The following is a 17,884-nucleotide window of genomic DNA, read 5'->3' as shown; positions in this document are numbered from 1 at the left end:
GGAATGAGCATGGCGAAAGTGGTTGTAATTGGAATTCCGGGTGAAAAGGGCCTTTGGCTGGCGGACCTGACGGCCGGCACCGTCACCGCCCTTCCGACACCGGCGGATGGCAGCCTTGCGAAGGCTACCGCCATCCGCGCCTCGGGCGGCGCCATCGTCAAGGGTGTCGATTTCGCCGTCGCCGTGTCGTCCGCCGAGCGGGTCTTTGCCGGACATTATGACGGCTGACGACCAACCGGCCGCGGGGGGCGCGCCGGCGCATCGTATCTGCACGGCATCACAGACGCTCTCCCGCGTCGAACCTCACTTAAGAAACTTCGGCATCACACGCGTTGCGCGCCACACCGGCCTCGATAATCTCGGGATCCCGGTCTGGTGCGCCTATACGCCCAATTCCCGCTCGATCGTCGTGGCGCAGGGCAAGGGCGTCACCGATACGGACGCGAAGGCCTCGGCCGTCATGGAGGCCTTGGAACGCGCCGTTGCGGGCGAACCGCACGTGGACATCATCACCGCTACGATGAATGGTCTCTCCGATCGCGGCCGATCTTTCGATCCCCTGCCCGGGCTGATCGCACGCGGACAGGGCGACATCTCTCCGGATGAACCAATCGAATGGGTCACTGGTACCAATCTCCTGACCGGCGAGGAAATCTTCGTGCCGCTGGAAGCCGTGATTCTCGATCGCACCCGCCCGAACAGCCGCTACTGGATGTCTTCGGATGGCCTCGCATCGGGCAACAACCGGGAAGAAGCTATCCTGCATGGCCTGCTGGAGCGGATCGAACGCGACGCCTATACGCTCTGGCAGGTCTCGCCTGCCACCGACCGGCAGGCGCGCTGTGTCGACGCAGCTCTTTATGGCGGCATCGAAATGGCCGATATACTGGCCCGCATCGAAAAGGCCGGCCTGATCCTGCGCCTGTTCGACATCACCTCGGATATCGGCATCCCCTGCTTCACCGCCCTTCTCGGCCCGCGCGATGCGCTGACGGACAAATCGCTGCGCTATGTCGAGGTTACGCATGGATCGGGCGGGCATCCGTCGCCCTCGCTTGCGGCGGTGCGCGCCGTCACCGAGGCAGCGCAATCGCGCCTCACCTATATCAGCGGCGCTCGCGACGATGTTTCCGCGCGGACCTACCGCCAGCCACTCGGCGACGAGACACGCCGTCTTTTCGCCTGCGAACCGCAGGACGCGACCATTCGCCGGCGCCCTGCCGCCAAGACGATCGCTTCGATGACCGAGCACGTGCTCGATCATTTGCGAAGGGCGAACATTTCCGCCGCCATCGCCGTTACGCTGTCGAAGGACGAGTGGCCCTTCTCCGTCGTCAAAGTGCTCGTGCCGGCGCTGGAAAACCCGCAAGGCAATCGTCTCCGGCGGTTCGGCGCGCGTGCCATTGCCCGGACATTGTGGTCATGAAGATTGTTTTCGTCGGCCCGAGCCTGCTGGATGCCCATCGTTTTGCCGATGGCATCACGATCCGCCCGCCGGCTCTTCAGGGCGATATCGACCGTGCCATCGATGCCGGTGCAACCGCCATCGGCCTGATCGATGGCGGTTTCGAATATCAGCCGCCAGTCTGGCACAAGGAAATCCTTCGCGGTCTGTCGATCGGAGTGCGGATTTTCGGCGCCTCCAGCATGGGCGCCCTGCGCGCCGCCGAATGCGCGGATTTCGGTATGATCGGCATCGGCACGATCTTCGAGGCGTACAGTTCCGGAACCCTTGTCGATGACGCCGACGTCGCCCTGCTTCACGGTCCGGCCGAACTCGGCTATCCGGCCCTGACCGTCCCCATGGTCAATGTCCGTGCAACGATCGAGGCGCTGCGCCTGAGCGGCGAAATCCCCCTCGATATATGCGATCAACTGGAACTGGCGGCCGGATCCGTCTTCTTCAAGGACCGAACCTGGAGCCGGGTCGTTGATGAATGTGGTTGCGAAACGCATGTCCTGCCCTTGCTGAAGGCGCATTTCGTGGACGTGAAACGCCGGGATGCGCTGCTGTTGATGAATGCGATGAAAAACGCTCCCGACAGCCTCGCCTCGGAGTTTCCCATTTGGCGGCTCAACCAGCCGTTTTTGGAAAATGGCGACACATTCGCTTGAGACGTGTGCAACGCTCGTGCAACGCCCGGGACCGAAAATCTCGATTATAGTATCGGCCAAGCCTCCAACCCCGCAGGATTTTTGGCCATGGACACTCTCGACACCATTTCGACGGAAACTGAAGATTTCAATATGATCGCCCGCATGCTGACCTATATCCGCGACAGCGCCCGCCAGTTGGACGCATCCGCGCTGGAATATTGCATCGAAATGGCGATGAAGGCTGTCTCGAACGAATTGAAGAGCCGCGAGGAGATCGGCGTTTCGATTCCCGATTTCGAAACGGCTATCCGCCTCAATTAAACATCGGCTCAGCACCTGCACAGACCTCGTTTCGCGCCGCCTTCGCAAAGCATCGCGAAAACATCGCTCAAGCACGACGCCTCGGTTGCTCAGGAAAACAGCAGCGGCGAAATGGTCCAGAACCATGTCGCCGCTTTTCGAATCTTGAGACATCACATTCAATCGACGCCTCGATCGGACGATGCCGAACGAGATTCTCTTTGGCCAATCGCCAAGGCCGCTTCCGGAATCCCTTGAATAGGACAACCCGAGACTGCAGCAACAGTGTGTGGACGCCTGTAACGCGAATGCCGCGCCACCGTCGTATCCGGCGGTTTCCACGGTGGCCGCTTACCGTGAGGATAAGATCAGATCGGCCGCCTTTTCGGCGATCATGATGACGGGCGAATTGGTATTGCCCGAAACGATCGACGGCATGATCGAGGCATCGACGACCCGTAACCTCGACACCCCATGGACGCGCAACTGCGTATCCACGACAGCCAAACCGTCATCGCCCATCTTGCAGGTCCCTACCGGATGAAAGATCGTCGTGGCGATATCGCCGACCCGACGGATCAGGTCCTCGTCGCTCTGGAATTCCGTACCCGGCAGCATTTCCTGCGGCCTGTACTTGCGGATGGCATCCGCCTGCATCAGCCGGCGCGCATGCCGCACCGACGTCGTCGCCACGATCCGGTCCCCGGCTGTCGACAGGTAGTTCGGCTGGATTTGCGGTGGTGCCGCGACATCGCGGCCGGAGATATGCACCGTCCCCCGGCTTTCGGGCCTGAGATTACAGACAGAGACCGTAACTGCGGGATATGTGTGCAGCGGTTCGCCGAGCCGGTCGGTGCTGAGCGGCTGTACATGATATTCAAGATCGGCCGTCGCCACGGCCGGATCGCTCTTGGCAAAGATGCCGAGCTGGCTCGGTGCCATCGACAAAGGCCCCGAACGGCGCAGTGCGTATTCGAGCCCCATGCCGGCGCGGGTGAACAGGTTGTGATAGAGCTGGTTCAGCGTCTTTGCGCCCTCGATGCGGAAGACGGTACGGATTTGCAGATGATCCTGCAGGTTTTCGCCGACACCGGACAATTCGTGGGTCACGTCTATCCCGGCATCCGACAGAACCTTTGGCCGGCCGATTCCGGACAGCTCCAGGATTTTCGGAGAGTTGATCGCTCCGGCACAAAGGATGACCTCGCGGCCGGCGCGGGCGACATGGACCTGACCGTTCAGCCGGAACCGGACGCCCGTCGCGACCTTGCCGTCGAAAAGCAATCGTTCCGTTTCCGCGCCGGTTAGAACACGCAGGTTCTGCCGCTTCATCGCTGGGCGCAGAAAAGCCTTGGTCGTGTTCCAGCGCAGGCCGCCGCGCTGGTTGACCTCGAAATAGCCTGAACCCTCATTGTCGCCATCGTTGAAATCGTCGGTCTTGCGAATGCCGAGTTCCTCGGCCGCATCGCGGAAGGCATCGAGGATCGGCCAGGACAGGCGTTGGCGCTCCACCCGCCATTCGCCGCCCTCGCCATGCATGTCCGACCTGCCGCGATAATTGTCCTCGGACTTGAGGAAATACGGCAGGACGTCGTCCCAGCCCCAACCGGTATTGCCCGCCTGCCGCCAGCCATCATAATCGGCCGCCTGCCCGCGCATGTAGATCATGCCGTTGATCGACGAACATCCGCCCAGAACCTTGCCGCGCGGATAGTTGAGCGAGCGGCCATTCAAGCCTGCCTCCGCCGCCGTCTTCATCATCCAGTCGGTGCGCGGATTGCCCATGCAGTAGAGATAGCCGATCGGCACATGCACCCAGTGATACCGGTCGCTGCCGCCGGCCTCGAGAAGCAGTACACGCGTCTTCGGGTCGGCCGACAGGCGGTTGGCCAACACACAGCCCGCCGATCCCGCGCCAACGATGATGAAATCGTAGGTGCCCGCATCGATCACCTGATCATTCATAGGCATGTTCACGCCGCCACTCCCGCTGCCATCGGCTGCACCGCCGTCAGGCGCCGCCACAGCGGCGCCATGGCATCGGCGATATCTTGGAAAAGAGCGTAGCGCCGCGCATAATGCCTCTCAAGCGCGACGTTCGGACGATAACACCGATCTGTCCGCACCATCGCCGCCGCTCCTTCTTCGAAATTCCTGAACATGCCGACCCCTGTGCCGGCCGCAATCGCCGCCCCGAGCGCGCCGGTTTCGCGCGAACGGGCCACGGTGACGGGTACGCCGAGGACATCGGCAAAAATCTGCGGCCAGATCAGGCTGCGCGACCCACCGCCGGACAGAACCGCTTCGTTAAACGTGGCCCCTGCCCTGCGCATCGTTTCGATATGGGCGCGATGACCGAAAGCCACGCCTTCGAGAAGCGCACGCACCAGATGTCCCCTCGTGTGCCAGCCGGCGATGCCATAGAAGCCCGCGCGGGCATGGCCGTCCTGCTGGGAACCGTAGAGATAGGGATGATAAAGCGGATCGTCGGCGCCCGGTTCGATCGCGCCTGCCAGCGCGCAGCAGGCATCGAAAGGCGATATGCCCTCCTCATGCTCACCCTCGAAAAACTCCTTGACCAGCCATTCGAGATTGGCGCCGGAAGTGGCGCTGTTTTCCATCGCCATGTACCGGTTGCGGTCGAAGGTCGATGACATGAAGACCGGTCCGTCGAGATCGGGACCGTCGATGATCACCTGGTTGATGCTCCAGGTGCCGGCAATGATCGAGGCGCTGCCGGTTTTCGAAACGCCCGAGCCGAGCGCGGATGCAACGACATCGAACAGCCCGCCCACCACCGGCGTGCCGGCGGCAAGCCCGGTTTCCCTCGCAACCTCCTCCGTCACGGTCCCTGCGATATCGGCGCTTTCGATGAGGGTCGGCAAAATGTCCATGCAATCACCGAGACCATAGGCCTCCATCAATGTATTGTCATAGCGGCGCGCGGCAAGATCGAGCAAGCCGGCGCCGGACATATCCGAGACTTCGCTGACACGACTGCCGGTCAGCCGATTGACGACGAAATCCTTGGAGAAGAACACCGTGCCGATGCGGTTGAACAGATCCGTCCGGTGACGCTTCAGCCACGCGAGCAGCGTCGGCGTCTGTGATGGCCAAGGACGTTGCCGGGCGATCGGATAGGTCCGCTCCCCGACGCCGGATGCCCGCCATTCCTCGACAAGGCCGGAGGCACGCGTGTCGAGCGACTGGATACCGAGCAGCGGATTACCGTCACGATCCAGTGCATAAAGCCCGTTGCCATGTCCGGCGCAGCCGATCGCCGCGATCTCGTCCGACTGAATGCGGGCCTGATCGATACAGGCGCGGATGACCTGCCGCGCATTCGTCCACAATTCGTCCAGCCCGCGCTCGACATGGCCGGGGCACGGCATGCGGCTGTGCCCCTCCTGCGCGGCCATCGCGATCTCGTTGCCCGCCCTGTCGAAGATCACCGCCTTGATAACGGTGTTTCCGGCGTCGAGCCCCAAAAGATAATCACCCATGCAGAACCCCTCCCAAGGTTCGAAAACCGCAATCAGCCCTGCTGATACAATGCAAAGGCGTGCTCGCCGCTCGCATCCTCGTGAATGATGGCCATCAGACCGCGCACGACAGCCCCCGGATTGGCATGCTGGTAGATATTGCGTCCATAGACCATGCCCATTGCACCCTGCCGCATCAAGGCCGCAGACTTGTCGAAAACGGCCCGCAGATCCTCCTTGCCGCCGCCGCGCACCAGGACCGGGCATCGCGCCGCCTCCACGACCCTGTGGAAATCCTCCGGATTGTCGGTCGGATCGGCCTTGACGATATCGGCACCCATCTCGCGGGCAAGCCGCGTGAGAGTCACGATCTTCTCGGCATTGCCATCGACCATGTAGCCGCCGCGTTCGGTGACCGGCTGCATCACCAGTGGCTCGATCATCAGCGGCATGCCGTACTTGTCGCAATCGGCCCGCACACGGGAAATGTTTTCGACGCATTGACGAAACAGGTCCGGCTCGTCCGGCAGCATGAACAGGTTGACGACGACACAGGCCGCATCCATCTGGAGAGCACCGATCAGCGGTTCCGCCTCGTTCTGCAGCACCGCCCACATGTCGCGGTGGCGGATGCGGTTATAGGGATTGCCCATGTCGAGGCGCATGACCAGCGCCGGCTTGTCCTTGCCCGAGATGTCCTGCAGCAAATCCGCCTGACCGAAATTCATCTGGATCGCATCGGGACCGGCGGCGACCAGCGAGGCGACGACCGACTGCACATCTTCCAACCCGTCGAGAAAGGATGGTTCGTTGCAGACGCCGTGATCAATCGCCACGTCGAGGCAGCAACCGCCGCCGAACAGCCGGTTCATCCGGACTTTGCTGTTATGTCGCATTCTGTGCTCCTTGGTTCGTTGCGTGCGGCCAGCATGGATTCATCAACACCATGCCGTTCGCTGAGAAGGGTGAGAAATCGGCTACGTTCGCTGGCGCATCTCGCAGGCGTCCAACGCTTTTCCCGCGCCAGGACATCAAGGGATGCGTCGACCATGTCGAGCGAGAGTTCGCCGGAGACGGCGAGCGTCGTGCGCCGCAACAGCAGGTCGTCGAGATGGTCGACGGCTTCTGCGTTGATCAGGAATTGCAGTTCGCGCGTCGAGTAGCCGTCATGCGGCAGTGGCGTGTCCGCACCGGCCACGATGAACGTCGCGACATCGGCTGCATCGGTGCCGTAGCGGGAAAACAGCGCGGCGATGCGCTCGCCGGAAAGGCCTGTCCGTGCGGCAAGCTGCGACAACCAGATCGTTGCATTCTCCGGAAATCCTCGCCCGCCACCAATCGGCCGATCGACAGTCTCGACACTGCGTGTCTTGCCCAGCCTCTCCAGCGCCATGTCGGCCGCCATTTCCCCGAAGGAGCGGAACGTTGTCCACTTGCCGCCGATCATGCAGAGCACTGGCGGATTACCATCGCCGGGTTCCACCACCGTGCAGAAATGGTCGCGCGGGATGCGTCCGGTAAAGCTGTCATTGCTGGCCGGCAACGGCCGCACACCGGAAAACTGGAAAACGATGTCTTCGCGCCGGATGGCGATATCCGGCAACACGAAAGCGAGCGACTGCAGAATATAGTCCCGCTCATCGGCCTCGCAGCGCACCGTTTCCGGATCATCCACCCGAATATCGGTCGAACCGACCAGAACCTTGCCGAAATACGGAAAAAGGATGCAGATGCGCCCATCCTCGTTCTCGTAATAGATCATGTGACCGGCCAGTGCGTCGTAAAGATCTGCATTATCGACGATCAGATGCGAGCCCTTGGTGCCGCCCACTAGCGGCGCGGGGCGCGCTTGAGGCGACAACAGCGTTTCATTGGCAATATCGATCCAGCCGCCGGTGGCGTTGATGATCAGCGCCGGTTCGACAGCGACGGATGCGCCGCCGATCCGGTCCTCCAGAACATAACCCCCGCCGGTATCCCGGCGCAGTTCCGCATAGTTCAGCGCCCTTGCCTCGCCATTCGCGGACAATCCATCCTGCAATAGCTCGATGCCCAGCCGTTCCGGATGGCTGACCCAGGCATCGAAATAGGTGGCGGAACTCTTGATGGCCGGATTGAGCGCCGGCCACTTTTCCAGCGTCTTGCGCCGGCCGCGAAACTGGTGACGTGGCATCAGGGCGCGTTTGCGCGTCAGGAAATCATAGATGCCGAGCCCCGCCTTGATCGCGATCGCGCCGCGTCTGCTCGGCCGGCGGCTTAAGCCCAGGAACCGGACAATGCCGTTGCCGAGACCGGAGAAGATATCGAACACCGGCACCGTCGTCGGCAGCGGCGCGACATAGTGCGGGGCGTTGCGCAGCAGCCGATCGCGTTCGACAAGCGATTCCTTCACCAGCTTGAACTCGCCGTTTTCCAGATAGCGCAGGCCGCCATGCACCATGCGCGACAGGGCTGAACTCGCGCCGGAGCAATAGTCGTGCTTCTCGACGAGCAGCACGCTCAGCCCTTGCAGCGCCAGTTCCCGAAAGACGCTGATGCCGTTGATGCCGCCGCCGATAACGCACACATCCACCTTCGGGCCTTCGCGGAGCCCGTCCAATATCTCTTCACGTTTCATCTTGGTGATCCGCTACCTGTCCATATCAGTCAGTTTCGCCGATATGGCTGCATCGATGGCCGAAAGATCGGCCGTATCCAGTCTGGTCGTTCCCGCCCTCGCATTGTCGAGCGCCTGGGCCGGATTGCGCGCGCCACAGAGCGCAAAGGTTACGCCGGGCTGTGCCAGCGTCCAGGCAATGACCACTTGCGCGATGCTCGCCCCATGCTTGTCCGCCACCGGCCGGATCACTTCCGCAAAGGCCGCGGCCTTCTGCCGGTTGCCGACCGAAAAGCGCGGATTGTCCTTGCGCTGGTCGTCGCCGGAAAAGACGCGGGTAGGCCCGACGGTTCCAGACAACAGACCCAGCGCCAGCGAGGAATAGCTGAGCGTGGCGATGGTGTTGGTCCTGGTCGGGGGCAGAAGCTCCGCCTCGATCTCGCGGTCCATCATGCTGAACCGCTCCTGGATCGCGTCGAGACCACCCGTCGCAATGTAGGTTTCGAGATCGGCACGGCTGACATTGCTGGCGCCGATCGCCCGGATCTTGCCGGCGGCGCGCAGGTCTTCCAGTGCCCGCATCGTCTCCTCGATCGGCGTCGTCGGGTCCTGCCAATGGGTGATGTAGAGATCGATATAATCGGTACCGAGCCGCTTCAGGCTCTGCTCGACTTCATGCAGGATCGCATCCCGGCCGAGATAACGGTGAACCGGCTTGCCATCCTGATCGAAGAAATGCCGCCCCTTCTGCGTATGCCAGACCAGCCCGCATTTCGTGGCGATCACCGCCTTGTCGCGGCGGCCAGTCAGCGCCTTGCCGACGATTTCTTCCGAGCGCCCAAGCCCATAGGCAGGAGCCGTATCGATCAGCGTCACACCGGCATCGAGCGAGGCCTGGATGGCGGCGATGGATTCCGTTTCGTCGGTCCCGCCCCACATCCAGCCACCGATCGCCCAAGTACCGAGCCCGACCGCCGAAGCGTGTACGCCGGACGTGCCGATCTCACGTACTAATTGCTGCCCACTCATGCCCATTTCCCTTCGCCTGCCAGTTCCAGTACCCGCGCGCCCGTCGCCTCGTCCGTCACCAGCGTATCGAGATGGTGGCCACGGATAACGCTGAGGATCGGGCTCGCCTTGTTCGGGCCGCTCGCCACCCCGATCTTCATCGGGATCGACGCGAATTCCGGCAATGTCAGCGACACCAGCGACCGATTGAGACTGTAGTCGCAGACCTGGCCGCGCTCATCGAGCAGATGCGCCAGCAGTTCGCAGGACGCACCCGATCGTTCGATTGCGGCGCGGTCGGTGCTCGATGAGGGATGCAGGTCGTAATAGCTGGAATCGTCCGACAGGATCGAGCCGATGCCGACGATCGCCACCTTCGCCTCCCGCGCACGCTGGAAGACATCGGCGACCGAGCGCATGTTCATCAGCATGCCGCGCTCGGCGGCACTGTCAGCAAACAGAGGCGCGTGTATCTGGTAGGAGTGCCCGCCCAGCCGGTCCGCCATCAGTGTCGAGACGTGATTGACGTCGGTATAGTGCTTGCCTTGGACACAGCCCGTTGCCGGGATCACCTCGACATCGAAGCGGCGCGGCGCCTGCAGACCGGCGACGACGGCTCCCACGCCCTTGCCGCCGGTGATGCAGATCGTATCGCCATCGGAAATCTCCTCCAGCAGCAGCCGGGCCGCTGCCTCGCCGACCGCCTGAAGCGCCGTCTGCGGATTGTCGGAAACCGTCGGCACGACAACCGCGCGGCTAATGCCGCCGAGCGCCAGAAGCTGTTCTTCCATGTCGACCAGCGGCTCGACCGGCGACTTGATCTTGATTTCGACGAGGCCGAGCTGGCGACCGCGCTTGATCAGCCGGTTGACGGTCGGCTGGGAAATGCCGAGCTGGTCGGCGATCTGCGCCTGCGTCAGGCCTTCGAGAAAGTGCAGGACGAGCGCCTGGTGCATCTGCCGGGCGATGACGATTTCCTCGCGCGGCGCCGTTGCGGTCTTGAGTTTGGCGATGGGCCGGTTGGGCGACATGTCAGGCAGCCTTCCGCTTGTGCAGGAAATGGTCGATGGAAACAGCCGCAAGCAGGATGCAGCCCTTGATCATATCCTGCCAATAGACGGAGACATCAAGCAGGATCAGCGAGCTTGTCACGACCGAGAGCAGAGCGATACCGAGAATTGCGCCGAGGATGGTGCCCGAGCCGCCGTTCAGCGACGCCCCGCCGATCACGGCGGCTGCGATGATATTCAGCTCCATGCCGACACCGAAGGTGGGCGTGGCCGCGCCGAAGCGGGACATGTAGATGACGCCGGCGACACCGGAGAGCGTGGCGCAGAGCACCGTCACCCAGAACTTCACCTGATTGGTCTTGATGCCGGAATAGAGCGCCGCCTTTTCGTTGCTGCCGGTGTAGAAGACCTTGCGGAAAGCCGTTGCCCGGCGCAGCAGGAAATCGAACAGCACGACGACGGCGACGAAGATCAGGATCACGAAGGGGACGCCGTAGAACGTGCCCTGCCCGACAGCCTTGAACGCGGGCGGCAGGGTGAACAGCGACAGCGGCGTGCCCTTGGTGATGATCAGGCAGACCCCGCGCACGATCACCATGGCGGCAAGCGAGGTGATGAAATGGTTGAGCCCCACGACCGTTACGAAGAAGCCCATGATGCAGCCGATCAGCCCGCTGGCGATGATGCCGATCAATGAGGCACTCCAAGGATCGAGGCCTAGCAAGAACAGCGATCCCGACACGACCATGGAAAAGCAGACCACCGAGCCGACCGACAGGTCGATGCCGCCGACGATCAGCAGGATGGTCATGCCGACGACGACGACCCCTTCCACCGAAAACGACATCAGCATCGCCCGCAGATTGCCGAGCGTCAGGAAGTGCGGCGAGGCAAAGGTCATGATGACGCAAAGGGTCAGAATGATCGCGATCAGCCCCGCTTCCCGCATGGTCCCCAGCCGTTTCCAGCTTGGCGCGCGCGCCTGCTGCGCCGTTGTCAAAGTCGCGTTCGCCATGGTCCTGTCTCCTGCCCCTGTTTTTTCTTCACGCGGCATGCTCTGATACTTTCGAATTGTCGTGCCCGCCGACGCCGGATGCGAGCCGCATGATGGCCTCTTCGCTCATCTCTCCCTCCCCGACCTCGCCGGCGATCTCCCCTTCGCGGATCACCAGGACCCGGTCGCAAAGTCCGAGCAGTTCCGGCAGCTCCGAGGAAATGACGACGATGCCGATGCCGGAGCGCGCGAGATCGCGCAGCAGCCGGTGGATTTCCGATTTCGCGCCGACATCGATGCCGCGCGTCGGCTCGTCCATCAGGATGACCTTGGGATTGACCGCCAACTGCTTGGCAATCGCCACCTTCTGCTGATTGCCGCCTGAGAGCGACGAAACCGGCATGCCGATGCCGCCCATGCGCACGCCGAGCCGCCGGACGAGGTCCGTGGCGCGCGCGGCTTCCGCCCTCGCGTTCAGCAGCCCGAGCGGGCCGGTCAGCGACTTCAGATCGAGCACGGCGATGTTCTGCGCGATCGACAGTTCGAGAAAGACGCCGCTGCCCTTGCGGTCCTCAGAAAGATAGACGAGGCCCGCGCTCACAGCTTGCGCATAGGATCGGGCCTCCAATCGCTTCCCGTTCAACGATACATCACCCTGCGTAACCGGCCGCAATCCACAGATACCCTCGGCGATCTCCGTTCGACCGGAGCCGATCAATCCGCCGACGCCCAGGATTTCGCCCTCGCGCACCGCAAAGCTCACATTGCGGAACCGCGCACCATCGCTCAGGCCGCGCACGTCGAGAATGGTTTGCGTGGACTGTTCGTCCGCCGCCTGTTTTTCCGGATAGAGCTGCGTGATCTCACGTCCGACCATCCGGCGCACGACGTCGTCCGGCGTTACGTCGGCCACGCGCTCAGTCGAGACATACCGCCCATCTCGGAATACCGTCACGCGGTCGCAGAGGCTGAAGATTTCCGCCATCCGGTGGCTAATATAGATGATCGAGATGCCGTGTGCCTTCAGGTCGCGGATGATGCCGAACAGCACCTGCGCCTCGGCTTCGGTCAGCGCCGCCGTCGGCTCGTCGAAGATCAGCACGCGGCAATCGAGCGTCAGCGCCTTGGCGATCTCAACCAGTTGCTGGCTGGAAATGGAAAGTTCACTTACCTTGCGGCGCACATCGATCGGCGCCAGCCGGTTCATCACGGCCTGGGCATCGCGCTCCAGCTTGCGGTAATTCATGAACGGCGAGCGCCGCCGGTTGGTCGCGGCCATGAACATGTTTTCGGCCACCGTCGCATCCGGGCAAAGCGCGATTTCCTGATGCACCAGACCGAGCCCCAGCGATTGCGCTACGGCCGGCGACGTCACCTTGACGACCGCGCCATCCACCAGAACCTCGCCCTCGCTCGGCTGCAGCACGCCGGCGATGATGTTCATCAGCGTCGACTTGCCGGCGCCGTTTTCGCCGCAGAGCGCGTGGACCTCGCCCCGCTCGAGGCTGAAGCTCACATCCGTCAAGGCCTTCACCGCACCGAAGTGCTTGCTGACATTGCGGATTTCCAGAACCGGCTGGAACGCCATCACATGATCCTCTTCAAGGCTAACGGTGGCTGCCCGGAGTTGCCCCGGACAGCCGACATCAAAGGGTTACTCGTCGATCCCCTTCGTGCCCCGCCGCTTCAGGTACTTGTCCCAGTAGAAGTCATCGGCATTGTCGGCAGTCACGATCGACAGGCCGTTGTCGACGAAGGGAATGCTCATCGGATTGAAGCCGGCGCGCTTGGCGTCGTTCATCGGATCGATCAGTTCAGGATGCTTGGCCAGCCACAGCAGCATGAAGCCCATGTAACCCTGCATGCCTTGGTTCGGGTTGATCGAGCCGAAGACCTGGCCGGCCTTGATCATGTCGAGGATGTTGGCGTTGACGTCGGCGCACATGACCAGAATCTTGCCGCCGGTTTCCTGGTTTGCCTGCGAAGCGCCGATGGCGGAGTTCGCTTCCGGCATGAACACGGCACCCAGGTCCGGATGCGCCTGCTTGAGGCTCATCAAACCTTGATAGGCCTTGTTCGGATCCTGGTTGGACGCGGCGCGGCCGACCAGCTTCATGTCCGGATATTTTTCCTCCATGCGGGCGATGAAGGCGGCGATGCGCTTGTCATGATTGTCCTGGCCGGGATTTTCCAGAACCGCGTATTCGCCCTTGCCACCCATCTTTCCGGCAATCGCATCAGCAGCATAGGTGCCTTCGCGGGTATTGTCCGAGGTGATGAAGGAGATGCGCTTGGAGAGCGGTGCATCGGCGGCGAAGGTGACGACGGCCGTGCCCTGATCGATCGCCCGGTTGATCGGCTCGATGAACGGGTCCGAGTTCATCGGGTGAACGAGGATACCGGCCGGGTTCTGGGCCAGCGCCTGATCGAAGGTGGCGATCTGCTTGTTGACGTCATATTCCGGCGTGCCGGTATAGGCCGTTTCGCAGCCGAGTTGCTGGCCGGCCTGCTTGAACATTTCATAGACCGGGAACCAGTATTCGACGCCCGACACCATCACGTTCATCACGTATTTTTCGCCCGGTTTGCAGCGGAACGGATTTTCCGTTTCGGCGCTGGCGACGCCGGCAAAAAGCGTGGATGCGAGGACCGCCAATGCGGTCGTGCTTAGAAAATTGCGCAAGATTCCTCCTCGAGGCCGAAGCCCCTCCAAAATGTCCCGTGGCGCCACTTCGAGCGTCCGATGATCCAGTGAAGTCCGGAGTTCCTCCTCGAAGTCCGGTATGGGCACCTAATCGAAACCGGAACCGGATGTCAATTTAATTCATATAATGAATTATAATTCATAACTGGCGTCCAATTTCCATTTCAGGGCCTGTTATTGACGTCTCGGAACCGAGCCGTACTTAACGGTCGATCGTGGCCGGCTGATCATGGCCGCGGGATGAGGATGCATGAAACGGTTGTTCGCCAAATCCGACCGCTGGACGTCGCCGTCGCTTGCCCAGCAGTTCCTTCTTCTTGGAGGCCTGGTTTCGCTGGGCGCAATGATCGTCGTCGGAGCCTTCGTGAGCAGCCTGATCGAGACCGCCGTCACCCGCAATTCCGCCGCGGCCACGGCCCTCTATGTCGATAGCGTCATCGCCCCGCTTCTGCCGGACATGCAGACCAGCGATACGCTGCGCGATTCGGTGCAACGCGCGCTGGACGAGACGCTCGGCCAAGGCGCACTCGGCAAACGCCTGATGTCCTTCCGGCTCTGGCGGCCGGATGGGACTATCCTGTATTCGAACGAGAAAAACCTGATCGGTCAAAAGCTAGAAATCAGTGATGGCCTGCGCACGGCGTTGACCGGCACCATGGTGGCCGAATTCGATCATGTCGATGATGTCGGCAGCGAGGCCGAGCGCGACAGCGGATTGCCGCTTCTCGAAATCTACAATCCGGTGCTGCAGCCCTGGTCTGGTGAGGTCGTCGGCGTTCTCGAATTTTATGAAATCGCCACCGATTTCCAGCACAGCCTCAACCATGCCCGCCTGCAGAGCTGGCTCGCCGTCAGCGCCTTCACCATCACCTTCTTCGCCATCCTGTCCGTGCTGGTCTTTCGCGGCAGCCGGACGATCGACAGCCAGCGCCGGGCGCTGAGGCAGCGCGTCGATGAACTTTCGGAACTCCTGTCGCAGAACGGCGAGCTTCACGCCCGTGTCCAGCGCGCCGCGCAGCGCACGACGGCGCTCAACGAACGATATCTGCGACGGCTGGGTGCTGAGCTTCATGATGGACCGGCGCAACTCGTGGCGCTCGCGGCGCTGAAGATCGATAGCGATATCATCTCCAATCCGAGAACCCCGCGCAAAACCCGGGACACCGAGATCACCTCGATCAAGTCCAGTCTTGACGAGGCGATGCAGGAAATCCGGACGATCTGCAGCGGTCTCGTCCTGCCGCAGATCGAAGGCGCCAATCTGCGGGAAATCATCGAGCGCGCCCTGAAAGCCCACATGCAGCGCACCGGCACGAAGGTCGACCTTACCCTGTCTCCGACCGTCCCGTCTCTCTCGCTCTCGGCCAAGATCTGCGTCTTCCGCTTCCTGCAGGAGGCGCTCAACAACAGTTTTCGCCATGGCGGCGGGGTCGGCCAACATGTCGTCCAGACCTTCGACGGCGTCGGTGTCTCGATCACCGTCGGCGACACAGGTCCGGGCTTCGACCCGGCCACAATCCAGCCGTCCAGCCTCGGCCTGTCCGGTCTGCGCGAGCGGGTCGAAAGCCTTGGCGGACGCTTCTCGTTGGAGACATCCAGCCAAGGCACTGTGATCACCATGTCCCTGACCCTCAATGAAATGGAGCCGGTATAATGGCACGCATATCCATCGCTGTTATCGATGACCATCCGCTTTTCCGGGAAGGCGTCATGCGCATCCTGTCGGAGGTTCCGGGCTTCGAGATCGTCGCAGAAGGCGGCACGCGCGACGACGCCCTCAAGATCTGCGCAACCCTGCGGCCCGATGTCCTGCTGATGGATATATCCATGCCGGGCGGCGGACTGAACGCCATCCAGCCGATCCTGGAGACAAACCCGGCGCAGAAAATCGTCATGCTGACGGTCTCCGAAGGAAGCGACGACGTCATGGGGGCGCTATCAAAGGGCGCCAAGGCCTATGTGCTGAAAGGCGTGGGGTCGCGGGCGCTGGCCGACATCGTGCGGTCGGTCGCAGCCGGAGAGACCTATGTGTCCCCCACCCTGTCGGCGCGTCTGCTTTCCGACATGTCATCATCCGCGACCGCGAGCCCACAGCCCAATCCGCTCGCGGACCTCACGAGCCGCGAGCAGGAAGTCCTCAATCTCGTGGCGGAAGGGCTGAGCAACAAAAGAATTGCGCTGAGGCTCGGCGTCCACGAGAAGACCATCAAGCAGCATATGACGCATATCTTCGCCAAGCTCGGCACCAGCAATCGGACCGAGGCCGCCATGGTGTTGCGCAACGTCATGACGGCCTAGAAGCAAAGGGTTTCGGCTCAGGTTCTCATGCCGATCGGCTCAGGAGCGGTGATTATCCCGCCGCCAGTCCCAACGTTAACATTGCGAAAACAATCGTGATCACCGGGATGAGAAGCCAGCGGGCTTCATGCAGGCTGTTATCCATTTACAGTCTCCTTCATAACCGCGGGTTCAACCAAGCCTCCATTCTCAAGTTACCGTTTTTACTACGAAAAAGACCGATGACACACCCATACGGGACTTTAGCCCTGCCTCGGCGCGACAATGGTCCTGCGCTCTGCGGACTGAGGTCCCGCGATGGAACGGCTTGTCGAGTATGACGTTGTTGGTCGTGTGAATGATCAAAGGAGCTTATTATGAAAACGAAACTTATTCTCGCAGCGGCACTTGTTTCGGGTACGCTCGGATCCGTAGCGTTCGCCCAGGAAGGCACTGTCACCGGCGCCGCAGGCGGTGCCGTCACCGGCGCAATCGTCGGCGGCCCTGTGGGAGCTGCAGTCGGTGGTGTCGCCGGCGCGATCGCCGGCACGGCCATCGATCCGCCGCCGGAGCGCGTCGTGACCTATGTCCAGCAACAGCCTGTCCAGCAGTCGGTGGTGGTCAAGCAGCCGATCGTGGTCGGCAAGCCTGTTCCGCAGGAAGTGGTCCTGACGCCGATCGCGGAAGATCCGCGCTATTCCTATACCGTCGTCAACGAACAGCGCGTCATCGTTGATCCCCAGACGCGCACTGTCGTTCAGGTGCTTCAGTAGACGACGGCTTCTGCGTCTGAGGACGCAGCTGACGCCAACGAGAGAGCCGAACCCGTCTGTCTGTCTCGTTGGCGTCATTTTCATCATCGGCACGTAAGGCTCGCATGAGCTGCTACGGAAGGGGCGACGCGGAAGCGCCGCCCCGACAAACGCGAACCGAACCGTGCCAATACAAACGAGATACGACAATGTCCTACTATTCCGCCAAACCATCGTCCTCACTCGGAGGCATGGTCCTTTTTCTTCTGCTCGTCATGATCGGCATCTCGGCCACCATCGTTTCAACGGGCATGATCACCACGCCGGAACGACAGGCGAAAGTCTTCGTCCCAGTCACCGGCGATACGCTCGCTGCGAAGAAATAGCTGCGGCATGTCGAGACATCAGCAACGCACTTTCGTCACTCCGGTCCCCCGCACAGGGAACCGGCGAGATCTCGAATTTGAAGGACATGCGGCCATGTGGCTTGAACTGACGTCCGAGGACGAAGAAAAGATCTACGTCAACCTCGGTCAGGTCATTGCGATCCGCCAAGCCGCGGAAAACAAGCACACGCGGCTCGTTACGGCGGGCGGCGAAATCGTGATCAAGGAGCCGATCGCTTATATTCAGTCCCAAGTCGATCTTTGACGTTTCAAACCTG

18 protein-coding genes are annotated in these 17,884 nt (G+C 61.8%); 9 read left to right on the top strand and 9 right to left on the bottom strand.

Translation table 11 applies throughout. The features are described 5' to 3' along the window. Positions 1-9 precede the first annotated feature (9 nt). The 4 genes from ACST81_RS10130 (at position 10) to ACST81_RS10115 (ending at position 2,418) form a co-directional block, all read left to right on the top strand. Positions 10-228, top strand: a complete 219-nt coding sequence (locus ACST81_RS10130) for a hypothetical protein (protein ID WP_438752950.1) — start codon at positions 10-12, stop codon at positions 226-228. Then, entirely contained in the window at positions 218-1,426 is a 1,209-nt protein-coding gene (locus ACST81_RS10125) for a YcaO-like family protein (protein WP_438752949.1), read from the top strand. The genes ACST81_RS10130 and ACST81_RS10125 overlap by 11 nt, the downstream gene beginning before the upstream one ends. After that, on the top strand, positions 1,423-2,115 hold the full coding sequence (locus ACST81_RS10120) for a TfuA-like protein (protein WP_438752948.1): 693 nt from the start codon (positions 1,423-1,425) through the stop codon (positions 2,113-2,115). Before ACST81_RS10125 ends, ACST81_RS10120 begins: the two co-directional genes overlap by 4 nt. 87 nt (positions 2,116-2,202) lie before the next feature. Next, on the top strand, positions 2,203-2,418 hold the full coding sequence (locus ACST81_RS10115) for a hypothetical protein (RefSeq protein WP_438752947.1): 216 nt from the start codon (positions 2,203-2,205) through the stop codon (positions 2,416-2,418). Between the two features lie 330 nt (positions 2,419-2,748). On the opposite strand, the gene ACST81_RS10110 is transcribed toward ACST81_RS10115, so the two are convergent. The 9 genes from ACST81_RS10110 to ACST81_RS10070 all read right to left on the bottom strand — a co-directional run bounded on the left by ACST81_RS10110 (position 2,749) and on the right by ACST81_RS10070 (position 14,170). Then, complete coding sequence (locus tag ACST81_RS10110) at positions 2,749-4,362, bottom strand: GMC family oxidoreductase (protein WP_438753471.1); 1,614 nt, start codon at positions 4,360-4,362, stop codon at positions 2,749-2,751. Positions 4,363-4,370: 8 nt separating this feature from the next. Next, the gene (locus tag ACST81_RS10105; RefSeq protein WP_438752946.1) at positions 4,371-5,900 is read right to left on the bottom strand and encodes an FGGY-family carbohydrate kinase; all 1,530 of its coding nucleotides are present in this window, start codon (positions 5,898-5,900) and stop codon (positions 4,371-4,373) included. A 32-nt stretch (positions 5,901-5,932) separates the two neighbouring features. Then, positions 5,933-6,775, bottom strand: coding sequence for a class I fructose-bisphosphate aldolase (locus tag ACST81_RS10100; RefSeq protein ID WP_438752944.1), 843 nt, complete (start codon positions 6,773-6,775; stop codon positions 5,933-5,935). Beyond that, positions 6,748-8,496: an FAD-dependent oxidoreductase gene (locus ACST81_RS10095; RefSeq protein WP_438752943.1), complete on the bottom strand. Its 1,749-nt coding sequence runs from the start codon at positions 8,494-8,496 to the stop codon at positions 6,748-6,750. Before ACST81_RS10095 ends, ACST81_RS10100 begins: the two co-directional genes overlap by 28 nt. Positions 8,497-8,508: 12 nt before the next feature. Then, complete coding sequence (locus ACST81_RS10090; protein ID WP_438752941.1) at positions 8,509-9,504, bottom strand: aldo/keto reductase; 996 nt, start codon at positions 9,502-9,504, stop codon at positions 8,509-8,511. Next, positions 9,501-10,514, bottom strand: coding sequence for a sugar-binding transcriptional regulator (locus ACST81_RS10085; RefSeq protein WP_438752940.1), 1,014 nt, complete (start codon positions 10,512-10,514; stop codon positions 9,501-9,503). Before ACST81_RS10085 ends, ACST81_RS10090 begins: the two co-directional genes overlap by 4 nt. A gap of 1 nt (position 10,515) precedes the next feature. Beyond that, a complete protein-coding gene (locus ACST81_RS10080) occupies positions 10,516-11,508 on the bottom strand; it encodes an ABC transporter permease (RefSeq protein ID WP_438752937.1) in 993 nt (330 codons plus the stop codon). 28 nt (positions 11,509-11,536) lie between these two features. Further along, positions 11,537-13,075 carry a sugar ABC transporter ATP-binding protein gene (locus ACST81_RS10075; protein ID WP_438752935.1) on the bottom strand — a complete coding sequence of 513 codons (1,539 nt, stop codon included), beginning with the start codon at positions 13,073-13,075 and terminating at the stop codon, positions 11,537-11,539. A 66-nt stretch (positions 13,076-13,141) separates the two neighbouring features. Beyond that, positions 13,142-14,170 carry a substrate-binding domain-containing protein gene (locus tag ACST81_RS10070; RefSeq protein WP_325466727.1) on the bottom strand — a complete coding sequence of 343 codons (1,029 nt, stop codon included), beginning with the start codon at positions 14,168-14,170 and terminating at the stop codon, positions 13,142-13,144. Positions 14,171-14,441: 271 nt separating this feature from the next. Between ACST81_RS10070 and ACST81_RS10065 the strand changes: the two genes are divergently transcribed. From ACST81_RS10065 to ACST81_RS10045, 5 genes are all read left to right on the top strand, one after another. Then, positions 14,442-15,845 carry a sensor histidine kinase gene (locus ACST81_RS10065; protein WP_438752933.1) on the top strand — a complete coding sequence of 468 codons (1,404 nt, stop codon included), beginning with the start codon at positions 14,442-14,444 and terminating at the stop codon, positions 15,843-15,845. Continuing rightward, on the top strand, positions 15,845-16,489 hold the full coding sequence (locus ACST81_RS10060; RefSeq protein WP_438752931.1) for a response regulator: 645 nt from the start codon (positions 15,845-15,847) through the stop codon (positions 16,487-16,489). The genes ACST81_RS10065 and ACST81_RS10060 overlap by 1 nt, the downstream gene beginning before the upstream one ends. 356 nt (positions 16,490-16,845) lie before the next feature. Continuing rightward, a complete protein-coding gene (locus tag ACST81_RS10055; RefSeq protein WP_438752928.1) occupies positions 16,846-17,241 on the top strand; it encodes a DUF1236 domain-containing protein in 396 nt (131 codons plus the stop codon). 188 nt (positions 17,242-17,429) lie between these two features. Beyond that, positions 17,430-17,606, top strand: coding sequence for a hypothetical protein (locus ACST81_RS10050; RefSeq protein ID WP_438752926.1), 177 nt, complete (start codon positions 17,430-17,432; stop codon positions 17,604-17,606). Between the two features lie 94 nt (positions 17,607-17,700). Then, on the top strand, positions 17,701-17,871 hold the full coding sequence (locus tag ACST81_RS10045; RefSeq protein ID WP_438752923.1) for a hypothetical protein: 171 nt from the start codon (positions 17,701-17,703) through the stop codon (positions 17,869-17,871). Positions 17,872-17,884 lie beyond the last annotated feature (13 nt).

Origin of the sequence: Pararhizobium sp. O133, from assembly GCF_051669845.1 — a bacterium.
Taxonomy (GTDB): Bacteria; Pseudomonadota; Alphaproteobacteria; order Rhizobiales; family Rhizobiaceae; genus Pararhizobium.
This window is presented reverse-complemented; position numbering and strand designations above follow the sequence as displayed.

Bases quoted from the DNA above. Each gene is read 5' to 3' on its own strand.
- ACST81_RS10085 (WP_438752940.1), bottom strand. From the start codon at position 10,514: ATGTCGCCCAACCGGCCCATCGCCAAACTCAAGACCGCAACGGCGCCG.
- ACST81_RS10065 (WP_438752933.1), top strand. From the start codon at position 14,442: ATGAAACGGTTGTTCGCCAAATCCGACCGCTGGACGTCGCCGTCGCTT.
- ACST81_RS10105 (WP_438752946.1), bottom strand. From the start codon at position 5,900: ATGGGTGATTATCTTTTGGGGCTCGACGCCGGAAACACCGTTATCAAG.
- ACST81_RS10120 (WP_438752948.1), top strand. From the start codon at position 1,423: ATGAAGATTGTTTTCGTCGGCCCGAGCCTGCTGGATGCCCATCGTTTT.
- ACST81_RS10110 (WP_438753471.1), bottom strand. From the start codon at position 4,362: ATGAATGATCAGGTGATCGATGCGGGCACCTACGATTTCATCATCGTT.
- ACST81_RS10115 (WP_438752947.1), top strand. From the start codon at position 2,203: ATGGACACTCTCGACACCATTTCGACGGAAACTGAAGATTTCAATATG.
- ACST81_RS10075 (WP_438752935.1), bottom strand. From the start codon at position 13,075: ATGGCGTTCCAGCCGGTTCTGGAAATCCGCAATGTCAGCAAGCACTTC.
- ACST81_RS10095 (WP_438752943.1), bottom strand. From the start codon at position 8,496: ATGAAACGTGAAGAGATATTGGACGGGCTCCGCGAAGGCCCGAAGGTG.
- ACST81_RS10045 (WP_438752923.1), top strand. From the start codon at position 17,701: ATGTGGCTTGAACTGACGTCCGAGGACGAAGAAAAGATCTACGTCAAC.
- ACST81_RS10055 (WP_438752928.1), top strand. From the start codon at position 16,846: ATGAAAACGAAACTTATTCTCGCAGCGGCACTTGTTTCGGGTACGCTC.
- ACST81_RS10060 (WP_438752931.1), top strand. From the start codon at position 15,845: ATGGCACGCATATCCATCGCTGTTATCGATGACCATCCGCTTTTCCGG.
- ACST81_RS10130 (WP_438752950.1), top strand. From the start codon at position 10: ATGGCGAAAGTGGTTGTAATTGGAATTCCGGGTGAAAAGGGCCTTTGG.
- ACST81_RS10080 (WP_438752937.1), bottom strand. From the start codon at position 11,508: ATGGCGAACGCGACTTTGACAACGGCGCAGCAGGCGCGCGCGCCAAGC.
- ACST81_RS10125 (WP_438752949.1), top strand. From the start codon at position 218: ATGACGGCTGACGACCAACCGGCCGCGGGGGGCGCGCCGGCGCATCGT.
- ACST81_RS10100 (WP_438752944.1), bottom strand. From the start codon at position 6,775: ATGCGACATAACAGCAAAGTCCGGATGAACCGGCTGTTCGGCGGCGGT.
- ACST81_RS10090 (WP_438752941.1), bottom strand. From the start codon at position 9,504: ATGAGTGGGCAGCAATTAGTACGTGAGATCGGCACGTCCGGCGTACAC.
- ACST81_RS10050 (WP_438752926.1), top strand. From the start codon at position 17,430: ATGTCCTACTATTCCGCCAAACCATCGTCCTCACTCGGAGGCATGGTC.